This window comes from Streptomyces sp. NPDC058646 (assembly GCF_042716875.1).
In the GTDB taxonomy this organism is placed as follows: domain Bacteria; phylum Actinomycetota; class Actinomycetes; order Streptomycetales; family Streptomycetaceae; genus Streptomyces.
In genome coordinates this window covers 1-16277 of record NZ_JBHXRK010000026.1, presented here as the reverse complement: position 1 = coordinate 16277, position 16277 = coordinate 1, and the positions used below count along the sequence as shown (strand labels likewise).

Genomic DNA, 16277 nt, shown 5'->3' with positions numbered 1-16277 from the left:
CAGAGGTGGGTCAGTTTCCGGATCACGTTGTTCTCAGGCCGCCGCATCGAAGGCGGACTGCCGCGCGCTCGCGCGCCGGGCAGCCGAGGCGGGCCCGCGGCGACCGCGGGAGGCCGTGCTGCGCTTGGGCCGCTCGGACACCGGTGCGGTGATGGTGACCGGGATGCCGGAGGGTGCCTGGGCGCCGGTGATGCGGTTCAGGGCCTCGTCGCCCGAGCGGACCTGAGTGGTCTGCGGGGTGATGCCCGCGGCCTGCATGAGGCGTGCCATCTCGCGGCGCTGGTTGGGGGTGACCAGGGTGACGACGCTGCCGGACTCGCCGGCGCGGGCGGTACGGCCGCCCCGGTGCAGGTAGTCCTTCGGGTCGGTCGGCGGGTCGACGTTGACGACGAGGTCGAGGTTGTCGACGTGGATGCCGCGCGCCGCCACGTTGGTGGCGACCAGCACGGTCACGTGACCGGTCTTGAACTGGGCGAGGGTGCGGGTGCGCTGCGGCTGGGACTTGCCGCCGTGCAGGGCGGCGGCCCGTACGCCGCTGTTCAGCAGGTCCTGGGTCAGCCGGTCGACGGCGTGCTTGGTGTCCAGGAACATGATCACCCGGCCCTCGCGCGCCGCGATCTCCGTCGTCGTGGCGTGCTTGTCGGCGCCGTGGACGTGCAGGACGTGGTGCTCCATCGTCGTCACCGCACCGGCCGAGGGGTCCACCGAGTGCACGACCGGGTCGGTCAGGTAGCGACGCACCAGCAGGTCGACGTTGCGGTCCAGGGTGGCGGAGAACAGCATCCGCTGGCCTTCGGGGCGCACCTGGTCGAGGAGGGCGGTGACCTGGGGCATGAAGCCCATGTCGGCCATCTGGTCGGCTTCGTCGAGGACGGTGATGGCGACCTGGTTCAGACGGCAGTCCCCACGGTCGATGAGGTCCTTCAGCCGGCCGGGCGTGGCGACGACCACTTCGGCCCCGGCGCGCAGCGCACCGGCCTGCCGGTGGATGGGCATGCCGCCGACCACGGTGGCCAGGCGCAGCTTGACCGCCCGGGCGTAGGGGGTGAGCGCGGCCGTGACCTGCTGGGCGAGCTCACGCGTCGGTACGAGGATCAGCGCGAGCGGCTGACCCGACTCGGCGCTCTGGCCGGCCGTACGGGCCAGCAGCGCCATGCCGAAGGCCAGAGTCTTTCCGGAGCCGGTGCGGCCGCGGCCGAGGACGTCACGGCCCGCGAGGGTGTTGGGCAGGGTGGCCGCCTGGATCGGGAACGGCGTGGCCATGCCCTCGCGACTGAGCGCGGTGAGCAGCGGGGCCGGCATGTCGAGGTCGGCGAAGGCCTCGACGGCGGGGAGCGCGGGAGTGATCGTCTTCGGCAGGGCGAACTCGCCCTGGATCGCGGAGGGCCGGCGGCCGTATCCGCCCGAGCGGCTCGGGGCTCCGGAACGGCTCGGGGCTCCGGAACGGCTCGGGGCTCCCGAGCGGCTCGGAGTCGAAGGGCCGAAGCGGCTGCGGGTGCGGGAGGAGCGGTCGTTCGTACGTATGGGATTCATGCGGAACCTTCCTTGATGTGGCACGTATCAAGGAATTCCCGCAGCGTAGGAGCGGCGCAGGGAATTGCGAGAACGGGCCGAATTGAATGCGAAGCGGATCTGGCGGACAGGAAATCTGTACGGGCTCAGACGCTGAAACAGGGTGACGTCATGCGGACGCGACAATCAAAGCAATTGACTCGGGTCCAGCCCCGAGAGGGCCGGTCGCCGGATATCTCAATGCTCAATACCGCGGGTGAACACACCGCGGGAAATGCATGCAGCTGGGGCCCGCACCCCGAGGGATGCGGGCCCCAGCTGCAGAATGCGTGTCAGCGTCAGGCGGGAACGATGTTCTCGGCCGTCGGGCCCTTCTGGCCCTGCGCGATGTCGAAGGTGACCTTCTGGCCCTCGTTCAGCTCGCGGAAACCCTGGGCGGCGATGTTCGAGTAGTGGGCGAACACGTCAGCGCCGCCACCGTCCTGCTCGATGAAGCCGAAGCCCTTTTCCGCGTTGAACCACTTGACGGTACCAGCAGCCATGTCATATCTCCTTTGAGGCAATGCAGCAGCGTCCGAACTGTACGGACGCCGTGTCGCCGCGATGATGCCCCGCCCGGAAATGACCGGAAATACTAAGCACTCCCACGCCGCACGAAGTCCGGCTGGAGGTGCTTGAAGTCTTGGGTACCAAAACTGCAACCGAGATCGACAGTAGCATGCAGCAGCGGCTTGTGTGCGATGAATGTTTCCGCCCGTTGTGTTGCGGTAGAAACTCTCCCGGCTGGATCCATTAAATTCTTAGGCCGCGGTGACAGATATTGATTCGCCCCGGGCGCAGCGTTTGTACGTGCTCGCTGCCCGGCTCCAGGATGCGGCGGCGAGGGTGCCGCGGCCGAGTCGGCCGCGGAGGAAGCCCTGACGGTCGGCATCGGCCGGCAAGGCTCGGGGGAACGCTTCATCGAGGCCGCCGAGGCGCTGCACGGGCGTCGGGTCTCGGAAAGGCGGTTCCGGAGGTCAGCGGGCGGCACACGCCGGGGCTTCCGCCGCAGAACCAGGGACTGCCGGGGCGATCGGGGTGGTGGCGGGTGACCCAGCGTGTGGCGAGGTCAGCGGTAATACGGCTCGACCACGACCCGCACCCCGTCGAACATCGCGGGACCGTCCTGCGGCACGGGCGGCCTGCCGCTGCCCGGCCTGATGTCCAGGAGCTGTTCGTTGGAGAGCGCGAACACCACCCGTCGTCAGCCTGACGGCGGCTTCGCGCAGCCACGGCAGGGTGGGGCGCAGCGGGTGCCATGCGTCCCCGAGCCGCACGGCCCGCCGCAGTCCCGCGTCGCTGTTGCCGCCGACCCACACCGGGATCTTCCGGTTGCCGTAGGAGGCGGTGTCCGCCCAGGCCGCCCGCATGTCCCGTAGATGGTCGTCGGTCAGTCGTCCACGGCGTTCGAACGGGATGCCGAGGGCGGCGAACTCCTGCCGTGCCCAGCCCACCCCCACGCCGAGGACCAGCCGGCCGCCGCTCAGCTCGTTCAGGTTGGCCGCCATCCGGGCGGTGAGCAGCGGATGGCGGTAGGGAGCGATGAGGACCGTCGTGCCGAGCCGGATCCGGGTGGTGAGGCCGGCCAGCCAGGACAAGGTGGTGAAGGGTTCGTAGAAGGGTGCCGGATAGCTCTCGGCCACGTCGGGCGTGACGGCCACGTGGTCCGAGACCATCAGCAGGTCGAAGCCCAGCCCCTCGACGGTCTGGGCCCAGCTTCGAAGGACTCCCGGGTCGGTACCGGGGCCGAAATTGAGGACGTTGACTCCGATCTTCACGGGGGTCGAGCTTAGCCAGGCCGCCCGGGCCGTCAGAAGCGATTCCGGCCTGTTCGGAAGGGGTTCGCCCGTGGATTCGCCGGTATTTTGGGCGGATGACCGAGAGTCTCGACGCGACCGACTGGGCGATCCTGACGGAACTCCAACAAGAAGGCCGGATCGCGTTCACGGAGCTGGCACGGCGGGTGAACCTGAGCGCGTCGGCGACGAAGGAGCGGGTGCGGCGGCTGGAAGCGGCCGAGGTGATCACGGGGTACCGGGCGGAGGTGGACCTGGAGAGGACCGGGCACGCGGTGCTCGCGGTGATTCGGCTGAAATATCCGGGGCCGGGAACCCGGCACGAACCGCTGCGCCGACTGCTCGACGAGCGTTCGGAGATTCTCGAGTGCCTGCGCACCACCGGTGACGACTGCTATGTCCTCAAGGTGGCGGCCACGTCGATGGCCCAGCTGGAGGAGATCGTCGACGAGCTGGCCCAGTTCGGGAGCACGACCACCAACCTCGTCCTCAGCCGGCCGCTCCCCTTTCGCGGCCCGCAAGTCCCTCGGGCCGAACCCGTCAGGTAGGCGCGGATCTGGCGCGGACGCCACAGCGGGGGTCAGCCGAGCAGCCCCCGGAGAGACCGCTCGTCCGTCCTGCACTCCATCGCCGGCCACGCCCCTGCCCGCTCAGCCCGGGTTGCCCAGGTCCAGGCGGTCAATCAGCCCGGCGCCGGCGAAGGCAGCTGCCAGTTCGTCTCGGCCCTCGGTGAAGTGGGCCCAGCTGTCGTAGTGGACGGGAACCACCCGGCGGACGCCGAGGATCTTGGCGGCCTCGGCGGCCTGCGCGCTGTCCAGGACGAGCGGCGCGCCGTCGAAGAGGACGGAGAAGCGAGGAGCCCCGGCGAACAGGATGGCGGTGTCCACAGGGCCGAAGCGTTCGGCGATCTCCGTCACGAGGTCGAGCGAGGCGTTGTCACCGCTGACGTAGACCGTCGGCAGTTCCGCTCCCGTCAGCACGAATCCGACGACCTGGCCGGTGACCGGTTCGACCTCCGCGCGGGCCCCGGGACCGTGGAGGGCGGGCACACCCGTCACGGTGACCGTGCCTCCGTCAGGGCGGTCGAGGTCGACCGACTCCCAGTCAGCCAGTCCCCTGGCCCTCGCCCCCAGGCGCTGTCCGCCGCCGGGCGTGGTCAGGGTCAGCGGGACGTCGGCAAGCAATGCGCGGCCGGAGACGTCGAGGTTGTCGGGGTGCTCGTCGTGGGAGAGCAGGACCACGTCGATACGGCCGAGGGCTGCCGGCGCAGCGGAGGCGGGCGCCGTCTTCGTCAGCCTGCCGCCCGGCACGTCGTAGTCGCGGGGTGCGTCGAACGTCGGGTCGGTCAGGAAGCGCAGGCCACCGTATTCGAAAAGGGCGGTCGGGCCGCCGAGGACGCGGATGGGGATCTGCTCGATCGTCGTGTCGATCGTCGTGCTGCTGACAGTCATCAAGAAACCTCACGGATGAGTATCGGTTGATCCGTGAGGAACAGTAGTCGTGTCTCATGGATGAAGGCAAGCCGTACCATGACAGGTATGAGCGAGACCCTGACCGTCGACACCATGCCACCGCCCGCTCCGGGGGCAGCGGACTTCCTCGCCCTCGACTTCGCCAACAGCGCCGTCGCGCTGCCCGGCGGCCACGTCATCGACCTCCTCGGCACCCCCGAGGCCGCGAACCGGTGGCTCGCCGACCACGGCCTTGCGCCGGCCGATGCCGGGGTGCAGGAGACGTGCGCTGCACAACTGCGCTCCCTGCGCGAACACCTCAGGGCGTTGTTCGCCGCTCGCGTCGCCGGGCTGCCCGCCCCGCCCGCGGCACTGTCCGCTGTCAACGACGCGCTGAGCGGAGCCCCCACAGCCGCCCTGCTGCGATGGGACGAGACGACCGGCCCTTACCGTGCGGCGCCGTGCCCCACCGACCACGTCCTCCACCGCGCTCTCGCGACGCTCGCAGCCGACACTGCGGACCTCCTCACCGGCCCCGACGCCGGCCGGCTCACCGGCTGCGGTTCCGCCCCCTGCAACCGCTACCTGCTGCGCCACGGCCGCCGCCATTGGTGCTCCACCCGCTGCGGCGACCGCGCCCGCGCTGCCCGGGCCTACGCCAGGCGCGCCCAGCCGAAAGCAGATTGACGAACCTCGAGGCCCGCTGCACGCCGGGGTGGCTGCCGACGTCATGGACACTCTCCACTGCCACTTCGAGGCGACGGCGAGCGTGAACGGCCGCCCCGTCTGCCGCCGCACGGACGGATCGGCGCTCGAAGCCTGATCCTCGAACGGCGAGGGCAGTGCCCTCGCCGGCCACGGCCCTCGGCTCCGGGCCCTGTGCGGCCGCGGTCACGTTCGATGGCGGAGCACACCGGCGCCAGGATCCACTGCGACGTGCGCCGGGGCCGGAACCGGCCGCTTCAGCAACTGATTCGCTCGCTGCGTTCCGCAGCGTCGCGCCGGCCGCGCCTCCTTGTGCGGTAGCGGTCGCAGCTCCCCATGGACATCACCTGGCGGTCACACATGCGTTTCCCTCACCGCAGGGGCCGACAACTCGTCTTCTTTGCAGCGTGATTGGCATTCTCTCTGTCGATTGTGGCCTGGGTCACGCGGTAGCAGAGTGGCCGCCTTCCCACAGGCTCCCCTGCCACCAGCGTTGAGAGGACGTCCATGTCCCACAGTCCCAGCGGTGAAGTCAACCGGCTCAAGGCCAACTCGGTCGGCTTGGTCGGGGTGGTGTTCATGGCCGTGGCCACCGCCGCGCCGATCACGGCGATGACCGGAAACCTGCCGATCGCCGTCGGCTTCGGCAACGGCATCGGGGCCCCGGCCGGCTACCTCTTCGCCACCGTCGTCCTGACGGTCTTCGCCGTCGGCTACGTCGCCATGGCCAAGCGGATCACCGCGGCCGGGGCGTTCTACGGATACATCTCACACGGCCTGGGCCGGATCGCGGGGATGGCCTCCGGGATGCTTGCCGTCCTCGCTTACATCGTCTTCGAGGCGTCGATCGTCGGCGTGTTCTCCTACTTCGCCAAGACGACCGTGCACGACCAACTCGGCGTCGATCTCCCCTGGATCCTGTACGCGGCCGTCATGTTGGGCGTCACCGCCGGCTTGGCGCACTTCGACATCAACCTCACCGCCAAGGCGCTGGGTGCGATGCTGGTCGGGGAGATAGCCGTCCTGTTCGCCGTCGCGATCGCGGTGCTGTTCGCGGGCGGCGGCCCGGACGGCATCCCGCTGGAACCGGTCAACCCGAAGAACGCCTTCACCGGCGCCTCCGCCGGTCTCGGTCTCTTCTTCGCCTTCTGGTCCTGGGTCGGCTTCGAATCGACCGCCATGTACGGGGAGGAGTCCCGCGACCCCAAGCGGGTGATCCCGAAGGCCACTCTGATCTCGGTCGTCGGCGTCGGCCTCTTCTACATCTTCGTCTCCTGGATGACCATCGCCGGCAACGGCCTGTCCCAGTCCGTCGAGCTGTCCGCCTCCGCCAGCCCCCTGGACCTCTTCTTCGCCCCCACGCAGCAGTTCATCGGCTCCTGGGCCGTCGACTCCTTCCAGTGGCTGCTCCTCACCGGCTCCTTCGCCTGTGGCATGGCCTTCCACCAGTGCGCCGCCCGATACCTCTACGCCATCGGCCGCGAAGGCTTCCTCCACCCCGCGCTCGGACGCACCCACATCCGGCACGGATCCCCGTACATCGCCTCCCTCGTGCAGAGCGCCATCGCGATCGGCCTCGTCGCCGCGTTCTGGCTCACCGGCCAGGACCCCTACATCCACCTCTACACCCTGCTCGCGATCCTCGGCACGATGGCGATCCTGATCGTCCAGACCCTCTGCTCCTTCGCCGTGATCGGCTACTTCCGCAAGAACCACACCGAGGACCGGCACTGGTTCAAGACGTTCACCGCCCCCCTGCTCGGCGGGATCGCGATGAGCGCCGTCGTCGTCCTGCTGGTCATCAACATGAAGACCGCGGCCGGACTCGCCGCCGACTCCCTCGTCTTCACCCTCATCCCGTGGATCGTCGCCGCCGTCTTCCTCGGCGGCCTGGCTCTCGGCCTCTACCTCAAGTTCAAAGCGCCCGAGCGCTACGAGGTCATCGGCCGGATCGTCCTGGAAGACGCCACCGAACGCACCGGCCCCAGCACCGAAAGCGCCTCCCCCTCCACCGTGAACGTCTGACCCCCGAGGAGCCACCCGCCATGGCCCGAACCTCCGTCATGCACGCCCTGAGGCAACTCGTCGCCGAGCATGCCGCCGCCCGCAGGCTGTCCCTGCCCGCCGCCGACGTACGGGGCCTGAGCCGCCGCGCACTACTGGAGCGCGCCACCGCCCTCGGCCTCGGCACCGCCCTGGCGACCTCCGCGGCCGGGCCCGCGCGGGCCGGGACCGCACCCGCACCGGACGGAAAGAAGCCGCCGGTCGGCAACCCCCGCGTCGCCGTCGTCGGCGCCGGCATCTCCGGTTTGACTGCGGCCCTCACCCTCAAGGACGCAGGCATCGCCTGCACCGTCTACGAGGCCGACCCCACACGCGTCGGCGGCCGCATGTGGACCCAGCGCGACCACTGGGCCTACGGCCAGACCTCCGAGATCGGCGGCGAGCTGATCGACACCAGCCACAAGAAGATCCTCGAACTGTGCCGTCGCTTCAACCTGCCCACCGAGGACTTCCTGGGCGGCGGACCCAACGGAGCCGAAGAAGTCCTCTGGTTCGACGGCGCCTACTACCCCCGCGCCCAGGCCGACGAAGACTTCAAGGCCGTCTACCAAGCCCTGCACCGAGACCTCCAGGACGCCGGCGAGGTCACCTGGAACACGACCACCCCCACTGGCACCGCCCTGGACAACATGTCCATCCACCAGTGGATCGAGACCCGGGTCCCCGGCGGCCACACCTCCCGCCTGGGCCAGTTCATCGACGTCGCCTACAACGTCGAGTACGGCGCAGACACCGTCGACCAGTCCGCCCTCGCCCTGGTCCTCCTCATGGGCTACCAGCCCAACCCCGGCCACTTCAACGTCTGGGGCCTGTCCAACGAGCGCTACCACATCACCGGCGGCAACGACCAACTTCCCAAAGCCATCGCACAGACCCTGCCGGCGGGCTCCTTGCTGATGGGACGCGAACTCACCGCCGTCCGAGCCAACGCCGACGGGACCCAGACCCTCACCTTCGACGAGTCCGGCACCACCCGCACGGTCACCGCCGACCACACCGTCCTGTGCCTGCCCTTGCCCGTACTCCAGCGCATCGACCTCACCGCAGCCGGATTCGACCCCCTCATGAAGAACCTCCTGCGCGATGCCCGCATGGGCTACTGCACCAAGCTCAACATGCAGTTCACCAGCCGGCCCTGGCGCGGCGCCGGCCCCTGGCCCGGCGTCTCCGCAGGCGACTGCTTCACCGACTCCGACGTCCAGCAGACCTGGGACACCACCAAACTCCAGCCCGGCAACGGCGGCATCCTGCTCCAGTACGCGGGCGGCCCCCTCGCCGGCGCCCTCAGCCCCGCGACCCCGTTCGCCACCGAGACCGACCCCTACGTACGAACCCTCGCCGCCCGCATGCTCACCGGCATCGACGCATTCTTCCCCGGCACCAAGAACGCCTGGAACGGACGCGCACAGATCTCCGCCTGGCACCGCAACCCCTACTCCCTCGGCGCCTACTCCTACTGGCCCACCGGCTACCTCCACCGCTACGCCCGCTACGAAGGGACCGCCCAGGGCAACGTCCACATCGGCGGCGAGCACTGCAGCTACGACTTCCAGGGCTTCATGGAAGGCGGCGCCACCGAAGGCGAACGCGCGGCTTGCGAGGTCATCACCGCACTCACCTAGCCGACGCCACCAGGGGACTCCGCCACCTCCCGGTGGAGGGGCGGTGTCCGCGGCCTGCGGCGTTCCTCCAGGGCCGGACGGCACGTCGCCACCTCCGGTCCATCCGGAGACGGCCCCGTCCCGTCACTGTGTTCCTACGCGTGTTCCTACGCGGTGCGCCGGTACACCCGCCCGAGTGTCGTCGGGGCCGCGACCGCCCGCGGGGCGAGACCGCGGCACCACGGATCCGCTGTGGTCAGCGGGTACGGCGGGAGCGGGTCAGAGCTCGCCCGCCCAGTGCAGTGCCGGTCAGCCCGAGCAGCAGGGCCACGTAGGCTCCGCCCAGCCCGTTGCCGGTGCCGAGCCCACCGTCGGCGGTGGCCGCGACCAGCCCGCCGAGAGCCATGGCGATCAGCCCCGCGACCACGGCCGCCGAGGCCCCGGGCGACCGGTGGGCCATGCCGAGACGACCGGCGGGCCGGGTCAGTGTCAGCACGGCGACGACCACGGCGCCCAGCCCCAGCAGCCCACCGGTGGTGGCGCCGAGCCGCCCGAGGCTGAAGTCGGTGACACCGGCGGCGAGCGGCTGGACCGAGACGTGCGCTGCCGCTGGTGTGGCAAGACCGATCCCGCCGAGCAGGGCGGTCGTGGAGGCGGCGAACAGGCGACGAGCGGACATCAGGGTGCTCCTTCTTTTCCCACGACTGGATGTGGTTCGAGCATGTCGGCCGGGCCCCTGGCAGGTCGTCCAGCAGGCGCAGACACTTCGGGCCACCACGGACGCGGCAGGTGTCGCCGAGCTACTGCGTGCGTGGTAGTCGGCCGCTCGTCCGTGAGCGGGATTCGCCCGCGGCGGCCTCCGGCTACGGTGCGCACATGGGCAAAGGACGGTTCCGCGTTCGGGCCGGTGTCAGGGACTGGATGATCGCCGCAGGCGTGGCGGCGGCGCTGCTGGTCACCGGTCTGTCGGGGCATCACTCCGCCACGGGCCGGGGCCTGTTCGGCTACGTGCTGTTGGCGGCGGGCGGGCTGGCGCTGGCCGCGGGCCGCCGGGCTCCGGTTGCCGTCCTCGCCGTCACCGGGCTGTGCGCGGTGGGGTACCAGGCGGCCGGGTTCGACGTGGCTGCCGTCGCGTTCCTCTTCGCGGTGTACGCGGCCATGCGGGCGGGACACCGCATGTACGAGGGCGTCGGCGAAAGGGTCGACCCACCGCGCGAGAGCGGCGTGCGATGGGGGGCCGGCCACTTGAAGAACCGGTTGGGCCCCGGCGCCGCCCGACGCCCCTTTACTTGTGGGCGCAGCGGGCAGGGTGAAGGTCGAGAGGTCTAGACAACAACGAAGCCCCAGGCCGCTGACCTGGGGCTTTGTCATGGAGCGGATGACGGGCTTCGAACCCGCGCTACAAGCTTGGGAATCACTGACGCCGAGGGCGCCGACATGCCGTCTGACCTGCAAGTGTCGATCCCCGAGCGGCTCGCTGCGATGGCTTTCCCGCGCCGGAGGTCATCCGGAGCCCTGTGCGCTGATCGCCGTGGGTTGACCGGCCCGTGCGGGCGTGTGTGTCTCAGGTCACGCACGCTGACCCGATCACTTCGTCTTCCACCACCGGTCAAACGTGCAACACCCCAACGAGGAAGGCACGTCATGGCCCACACGCTCAGCTCTCCCACCAACGCCGTCCGCTCCACTCCCGTGTCGCTGCCGGTGACGCGGCGCCTGCTGGCCGGCGGCCTCGTGGCGGGCCCGCTGTTCCTCGGTACGGGCGTAGTCCAGGGACTCACGCGCGACGGCTTCGACTTCACCCGCAATGCGATCAGCCAGCTCGCCCTTGGCGATCTGGGGTGGATCCAGGTGGCGAACTTCCTGCTCACCGGCGCCCTGGTCATCGCCGGAGCGGTCGGCCTGCGCCGGGCGCTGCGCGGGGTTCCGGGTGGGGCCTGGGCCCCGCGCCTGGTCGGCGTGTTCGGGGCCTCGTTCCTGGCCGCCGCAGTGTTCCCCGCGGACGCCGGGGCCGGGTTCCCTGTCGGCGCCCCCGAGGCCATCTCACTCAGCGCGCACGGCGCCGTCCACATGATCAGCGGCATGGTGGGCTACCTGGCGCTGTGCGCCGCATTCCCCGTACTGGCACGGTGCCTCGGTTCCCTGGGGCATCGCGGCTGGGCCGTGGCCGCCCGCCTCGTTCCCGTGGGCATCCTCGCCGGCTTCGCGGGTTCCTCCGTCTCCGTTCTCGCCTTCACCATGGGAGCCGGGCTCGGCCTTGCAGGGCTGACCGCGGTGACGGCCAGGCTGGTCACCGCGGCGCCGGCGGCGAACCGCTAGTTCGCCCGCGTGGCCGGCTGGCCCCTGCAGTAGGACGATGGGCCCGATCCGCCCAGTCGCGACGGGAGATGCGGACACCCTCGCGCTCGGTGTGCTCCCACCGCGTCGTGTGGGGTCCTTCAGCCGGTGGGTGTGGCCAGTGACGTGGAGGTGTTCGGAGCACTGGTATCGGAACCGGAGTCCGGTCCTATGTGTGCAGGCAGGCCGAAGAGCGGGAACAGACGCTCGGTGTCACGGAAGGCGTTGATGCCGGTGATGCGGTCGCCGGAGACCTCGATGACCTGAAGTGCCCAGGGCTCGTAACCCGTTCCGCCGGCGCTGGGCCGGTACTGGCCGAACGCGGGGGAGTCATTGGCCACCGTCGGGATCAGGCGTGATCCGCGGCACCCGATCGCGGGCCCGGTCAGCCACGCCTGGATGTCGGAGACTCCCCGCATCCACAGGGCGTACGGGGGCAGGGACAGGGTGGCATCCACGTGGAGCAGCATGCTCAGCTCCGCCATGTCGAAGGCGGCGAAGGCGGCGGCGTACCGCTCGGCGAGCATCCGCTGGACGGCGTCGGATGGCGGGGCTGCCGTTTCGTCGGCCGCTTCGCGGCGGGCTGCCAGGGTGGCGCGCGCACGCTGCAGTGCGCTGTTGACCGAGGCGACGGTGGATCCGTGCAAGTCGGCGACCTCGCGGGCCGAGAAGGCGAGGACGTCCCGCAGGAGCAGAGTCGCCCGTTGCTTGGGTGGCAGGTACTGCAGCGCGGCGACAAAGGCCAGGCGCACCGTCTCACCTGCTGCCGCTGCCTCTGCGGGATCACCGGTCGCGGATGCCGGACGGCCCGGGCACGGTTCGATCCACAGGGCGGCATCCACCGGAGCGCCCGGTGAAGTGGCGCCGCTGGTCGGGCCGGAGAGATCCATGGGGCGAGCCCGGCGCTTGCCGGCGGCGAGTGCGTCCAGGCACGCGTTGGTGGCGATGCGGTAGACCCATGTCCGCAGCGACGACCGTTCCTCGAACCGGTCGAAGTTCCGCCACGCCCGGATCATCGTCTCCTGTACGGCGTCTTCCGCCTCGAAAAGCGAACCCAGCATGCGGTAGCAGTAGCCGGTCAACTCTGCCCGGTGCTCCTCCAGCCGGACCGCCGTCTCGCGCTCGGCGTCGCCCACGACATCCTTCATCCTTGATTCCGCCCCCTGTTGTACGCCGGATCCAAGACCACCGACCGGGTGGTTCCAGCGACGTCCTCGGTAGCACGAAATTACTGGCCAGCAGGGTGCAGGGCCAGTGATCAAGGTTCAGATCGCGCTGATGGCCGGGCAGGAGGCTGATGGTTTCGGGGCAACACAAAAGCCCCAGGTCGATGACCTGGGGCTTTGTCATGGAGCGGATGACGGGAATCGAACCCGCGCTATAAGCTTGGGAAGCTCATGTTCTACCATTAAACTACATCCGCACAGCGGTCCAGTTGCCCGGATCCGTATTGCTGCCCACTGTACCCCATGATCGACCCCCGGTGAATTTCCGCGGGCTCGTCCTCGTGTGCGGCGCGCATCACGGCGCGTGGGTGCGGGAGTTGGGGCGTACCGTATGGGGTGCGGAGCGGCGGCTGGAGCGGGTCCTGATCATCCCCTAATGTGGCGATTCGTCGCAGTACGGCTCGTTGGGGAAAGGGACTCGATGGAGCACACCGTCGTCCGTTGTGCCGAAGGGCACGTTTTCAGTACCGCCTCCTTCCCGCTGCAGCACCTCGGTGCCGGCCGGATCGGGCCCGGGCGGCTGCTGCGGTGTCCGCGGTGCGCGCGGCTGAGGCACGCCGTGCCCGTGGGCGGCGCGAAGCGGTAGGCAGGGGCCGAGGCTGGGCCGGGCGCGCGGGCAGCCGCTCTCGATTGGGGGTGGCCCGCGCGCTCTGCGTATCCTCGGGACGTGCTTCTCTCTGACAAAGACATCCGGGCCGAGATCGACAGCGGACGGGTTCGCATCGACCCGTTCGAGGAGTCGATGGTGCAGCCCTCCAGCATCGATGTACGTCTCGACCGGTTCTTCCGGGTGTTCGAGAATCACCGCTACGCCCACATCGATCCCGCGGTCGAGCAGTCCGACCTGACCCGGATGGTCGAGCCCGAAGGGGACGAGGCGTTCATCCTGCATCCGGGGGAGTTCGTGCTGGCCTCGACGTACGAGGTCATCTCGCTGCCCGACGACATCGCCTCCAGGCTGGAGGGGAAGTCCAGCCTGGGCCGCCTGGGGCTGGTGACGCATTCGACCGCCGGGTTCATCGACCCCGGGTTCTCGGGCCACGTGACCCTGGAGCTGTCGAACCTCGCCACGCTCCCGATCAAGCTGTGGCCGGGCATGAAGATCGGGCAGCTGTGCATGTTCCGGCTCAGCTCGCCCGCGGAGTTCCCGTACGGCAGTGAGCGGTACGGATCCCGGTACCAGGGGCAGCGCGGGCCGACCGCCTCGCGCTCCTTCCAGAATTTCCACCGCACCCAGGTGAGGCACGAAGCATGAGTGACGGAGTACGCGAGAACCTCGACTACGAGGGATTCGGCCGGGCTGTACGCGAGCTCGCGCAGACCATCGCCGACGACGGCTTCGAGCCCGACATCATTCTGAGCATCGCGCGGGGCGGGGTCTTCGTCGCGGGCGGGCTGGCCTACGCGCTCGACTGCAAGAACATCCACCTCGTGAACGTCGAGTTCTACACGGGTGTCGGGACCACGCTGGAGATGCCGGTCATGCTGGCGCCCGTGCCCGAGGCGATCGACTTCACCGACAAGAAGGTGCTGATCGCCGACGACGTCGCGGACACCGGCAAGACGCTCAAGCTGGTGCACGACTTCTGCCTCGGCCACGTCGCCGAGGTGCGGTCCGCGGTCATCTACGAGAAGTCCCACTCCCTCGTGAAGTGCGAGTACGTGTGGAAGAAGACCGACGAGTGGATCAACTTCCCCTGGTCGGTCGAGCCGCCCGTCGTGAAGCGGGAGGGTCAGGTCCTCGACGCCTGATCCCGGGCACGCGCCCCCGTACGTACGAAGGGCCCGCCGCGCATCGACCGCGCGGCGGGCCCTTCGCCTACGTACGGGCCGCGGTCACAGCGTGCCGAGCTTGATGATCGACAGCAGGGCGACCAGCTGGATGGCGGACGCGCCCAGGGCCTTCGGCCAGGGCAGGTCGTGCGACTTGCTGATGAGCGAGGTGAAGAGCGCTCCGGCGGCCAGCCAGGTGGCCCAGCCGAGCACCTGCACGACCATGTTGTCGCCGCCGAGGAACATGGCGAAGAGCAGACGCGGGGCGTCCGTGACGGACATGACCAGCATCGACAGGCCCACGGTCGGCTGCCACGCGCCGTCGCCGCCCAGCTGGCGGGCCAGCGTGTGCGTGACGGCGCCCAGGACCAGGCCGCAGATGACGAAGCCCACGCCCGCCGACAGGACGATCGGGACCGCCTGCGACAGGGTCGCCTTGATCACGTCCTCGCGGGCGTCGTCGAGGCCGAAGACCGCGAGCAGCCCGTAGAGGAAGGTCACGATCAGCGCCGGACCCCAGACGGCGTAGTCGCGCATCTGGAGGAAGGTCTGCCCCGGGCTGGTCACGATGCCGCGGAGCAGCTCCTTCCACGGCAGCCGGGGGCCGGCCGGAGCGGCCGCGGCCGCACCCGCCTGGTACGTCGCGCCCTGGCTGTACGGATCCTCGCCGAACGCGAAGACCTGGGTGTGCCCCGGGTTGTCGTTCGTGTACGCCGGTCCCCCGGAGCCGTACGGAGGCTGCGCCTGCGGCTGCTGTCCGTACGGGTCGAAGTACTCGGGCTCGCCGTGACCCCCGGGAGCGCCCTGCTGGGGCCACTGCTGCTGCGGGGGCGTCCCGGCGGGCGGGTAGGGCTGCGAGCCGTACGGCGGCGGTTGCTGCTGACCGTACGGCTGCTGCCGCGGAGGTTGTTGCGGGGTGCGGTTGTTGTCCCGGCCGCGTCCGATCCTGAATCCAGCCACGTGATCGAAAGTACCTGGTCCGGCGGGCCCGGGTGGCCGGGCTGCCGGAACCGGCCGCCTTTGCGGCTGACCTGTGACATCCCCTAGGGGTACCCCGGGGGGTCACCCCCACCCTGATGGTTTGTCCGGTTCACCTGGCTGCGGGGCACTCTGCGATGCCTCGCAGCCTGCCATGGGCGGATCGCCACGCTGGTGGACGGCCCGCGCGGCGAGCGCGTGGAGATCTCCCTGCCGAACGGCAAGGCGCTCGGCACGATCGACCTGAAGGACCCGACCGTCCGGAACGGTCCACGACTTCGGCGGCAAGCTGACCGCGCCGAGGCCCGGCCGGGCCCGGACACGCCGCAGCGGCCGCTCCCCGGGTGGGGGAGCGGCCGCTGCGGTCCGCGCGGCGCAGGCGTTACGGGTGCCTGCGCGCCCCGTGTCCTACTTGGCTTCCTCGGGCTTCGGCTCGGCCTCGGCCTCGGCCTCGGCCTCGGCCTCGGCGCCGGGCTCCGGCTTCGCGACCGGCTCGGCCTTCGGCTTCGCCTCCGCGACGGGCTCGGCCTTCGGCTCCGCCTCCGCGACGGCATTCGGCTCCGCGACGGGCTCGGCCTTCGGCTCGGCGGCCTTCGGCTCCGCCTCCGCCACGGGCTCCGGCACGGCGACGGGCGCCGGCTCCGGCTCCGGCACGGCCTCCGGCTCCGGCTCCGGGGTCTTCACGGATTCGAGGAGGAGCTGGGCGACGTCGACGACCTGGACGGATTCCCTGGCCTGGCCGTCGTTCTTCTTGCCGTTGACCGAGTCGGTGAGCATGACCAGGCAGAACGGGCA

Annotated in this window: 14 protein-coding genes, 1 tRNA gene and 2 pseudogenes; 8 read left to right on the top strand and 9 right to left on the bottom strand. The window is 70.1% G+C overall.

The features are described 5' to 3' along the window. Positions 1–33: 33 nt before the first annotated feature. The 3 genes from ACFWUZ_RS27555 to ACFWUZ_RS27545 all read right to left on the bottom strand — a co-directional run bounded on the left by ACFWUZ_RS27555 (position 34) and on the right by ACFWUZ_RS27545 (position 3329). Positions 34–1533 carry a DEAD/DEAH box helicase gene (locus ACFWUZ_RS27555; protein ID WP_384378370.1) on the bottom strand — a complete coding sequence of 500 codons (1500 nt, stop codon included), beginning with the start codon at positions 1531–1533 and terminating at the stop codon, positions 34–36. A gap of 317 nt (positions 1534–1850) precedes the next feature. Then, complete coding sequence (locus tag ACFWUZ_RS27550) at positions 1851–2054, bottom strand: cold-shock protein (RefSeq protein WP_008734853.1); 204 nt, start codon at positions 2052–2054, stop codon at positions 1851–1853. Between the two features lie 474 nt (positions 2055–2528). Next, a complete protein-coding gene (locus tag ACFWUZ_RS27545) occupies positions 2529–3329 on the bottom strand; it encodes an LLM class flavin-dependent oxidoreductase (RefSeq protein WP_384378367.1) in 801 nt (266 codons plus the stop codon). 95 nt (positions 3330–3424) lie between these two features. On the opposite strand from ACFWUZ_RS27545, the gene ACFWUZ_RS27540 reads away from it, so the two are divergent. Continuing rightward, on the top strand, positions 3425–3895 hold the full coding sequence (locus tag ACFWUZ_RS27540; protein WP_384378364.1) for an Lrp/AsnC family transcriptional regulator: 471 nt from the start codon (positions 3425–3427) through the stop codon (positions 3893–3895). A gap of 102 nt (positions 3896–3997) precedes the next feature. Here ACFWUZ_RS27540 and ACFWUZ_RS27535 read toward each other — a convergent pair whose 3' ends face one another. Then, on the bottom strand, positions 3998–4798 hold the full coding sequence (locus ACFWUZ_RS27535) for an MBL fold metallo-hydrolase (RefSeq protein WP_384378361.1): 801 nt from the start codon (positions 4796–4798) through the stop codon (positions 3998–4000). 87 nt (positions 4799–4885) lie between these two features. Here ACFWUZ_RS27535 and ACFWUZ_RS27530 point away from each other — a divergent pair, with 87 nt between their 5' ends. From ACFWUZ_RS27530 to ACFWUZ_RS27520, 3 genes are all read left to right on the top strand, one after another. Then, on the top strand, positions 4886–5485 hold the full coding sequence (locus ACFWUZ_RS27530) for a CGNR zinc finger domain-containing protein (protein ID WP_384378358.1): 600 nt from the start codon (positions 4886–4888) through the stop codon (positions 5483–5485). 525 nt (positions 5486–6010) lie between these two features. Then, positions 6011–7528, top strand: coding sequence for an APC family permease (locus tag ACFWUZ_RS27525; protein ID WP_384378355.1), 1518 nt, complete (start codon positions 6011–6013; stop codon positions 7526–7528). A gap of 20 nt (positions 7529–7548) precedes the next feature. After that, a complete protein-coding gene (locus ACFWUZ_RS27520; RefSeq protein WP_384378352.1) occupies positions 7549–9189 on the top strand; it encodes an FAD-dependent oxidoreductase in 1641 nt (546 codons plus the stop codon). Positions 9190–9424: 235 nt separating this feature from the next. On the opposite strand, the gene ACFWUZ_RS27515 is transcribed toward ACFWUZ_RS27520, so the two are convergent. Next, positions 9425–9847: a DUF6223 family protein gene (locus ACFWUZ_RS27515; RefSeq protein ID WP_384378349.1), complete on the bottom strand. Its 423-nt coding sequence runs from the start codon at positions 9845–9847 to the stop codon at positions 9425–9427. A 197-nt stretch (positions 9848–10044) separates the two neighbouring features. Here ACFWUZ_RS27515 and ACFWUZ_RS27510 point away from each other — a divergent pair. Next, a pseudogene (locus tag ACFWUZ_RS27510) lies at positions 10045–10344 on the top strand (sensor histidine kinase); the annotation flags it as partial. Positions 10345–10812: 468 nt separating this feature from the next. Next, positions 10813–11487 (top strand): DUF998 domain-containing protein, encoded by a 675-nt coding sequence (locus ACFWUZ_RS27505; RefSeq protein WP_384378345.1) that lies wholly within the window; start codon positions 10813–10815, stop codon positions 11485–11487. A gap of 119 nt (positions 11488–11606) precedes the next feature. Here ACFWUZ_RS27505 and ACFWUZ_RS27500 read toward each other — a convergent pair whose 3' ends face one another. Beyond that, a complete protein-coding gene (locus tag ACFWUZ_RS27500; protein ID WP_384378342.1) occupies positions 11607–12653 on the bottom strand; it encodes a sigma-70 family RNA polymerase sigma factor in 1047 nt (348 codons plus the stop codon). A gap of 201 nt (positions 12654–12854) precedes the next feature. Further along, positions 12855–12928, bottom strand: a tRNA-Gly gene (locus ACFWUZ_RS27495). 470 nt (positions 12929–13398) lie between these two features. Between ACFWUZ_RS27495 and dcd the strand changes: the two genes are divergently transcribed. Next, positions 13399–13986: a dCTP deaminase gene (gene dcd / locus ACFWUZ_RS27490; RefSeq protein ID WP_272259275.1), complete on the top strand. Its 588-nt coding sequence runs from the start codon at positions 13399–13401 to the stop codon at positions 13984–13986. Next, a complete protein-coding gene (locus tag ACFWUZ_RS27485; protein ID WP_328926772.1) occupies positions 13983–14483 on the top strand; it encodes a phosphoribosyltransferase in 501 nt (166 codons plus the stop codon). The genes dcd and ACFWUZ_RS27485 overlap by 4 nt, the downstream gene beginning before the upstream one ends. An 84-nt stretch (positions 14484–14567) precedes the next feature. Here ACFWUZ_RS27485 and ACFWUZ_RS27480 read toward each other — a convergent pair whose 3' ends face one another. After that, positions 14568–15464 (bottom strand): Yip1 family protein, encoded by an 897-nt coding sequence (locus tag ACFWUZ_RS27480; RefSeq protein ID WP_384378337.1) that lies wholly within the window; start codon positions 15462–15464, stop codon positions 14568–14570. Between the two features lie 426 nt (positions 15465–15890). Next, positions 15891–16277, bottom strand: a pseudogene (locus ACFWUZ_RS27475) (iron-sulfur-binding reductase); the annotation flags it as partial.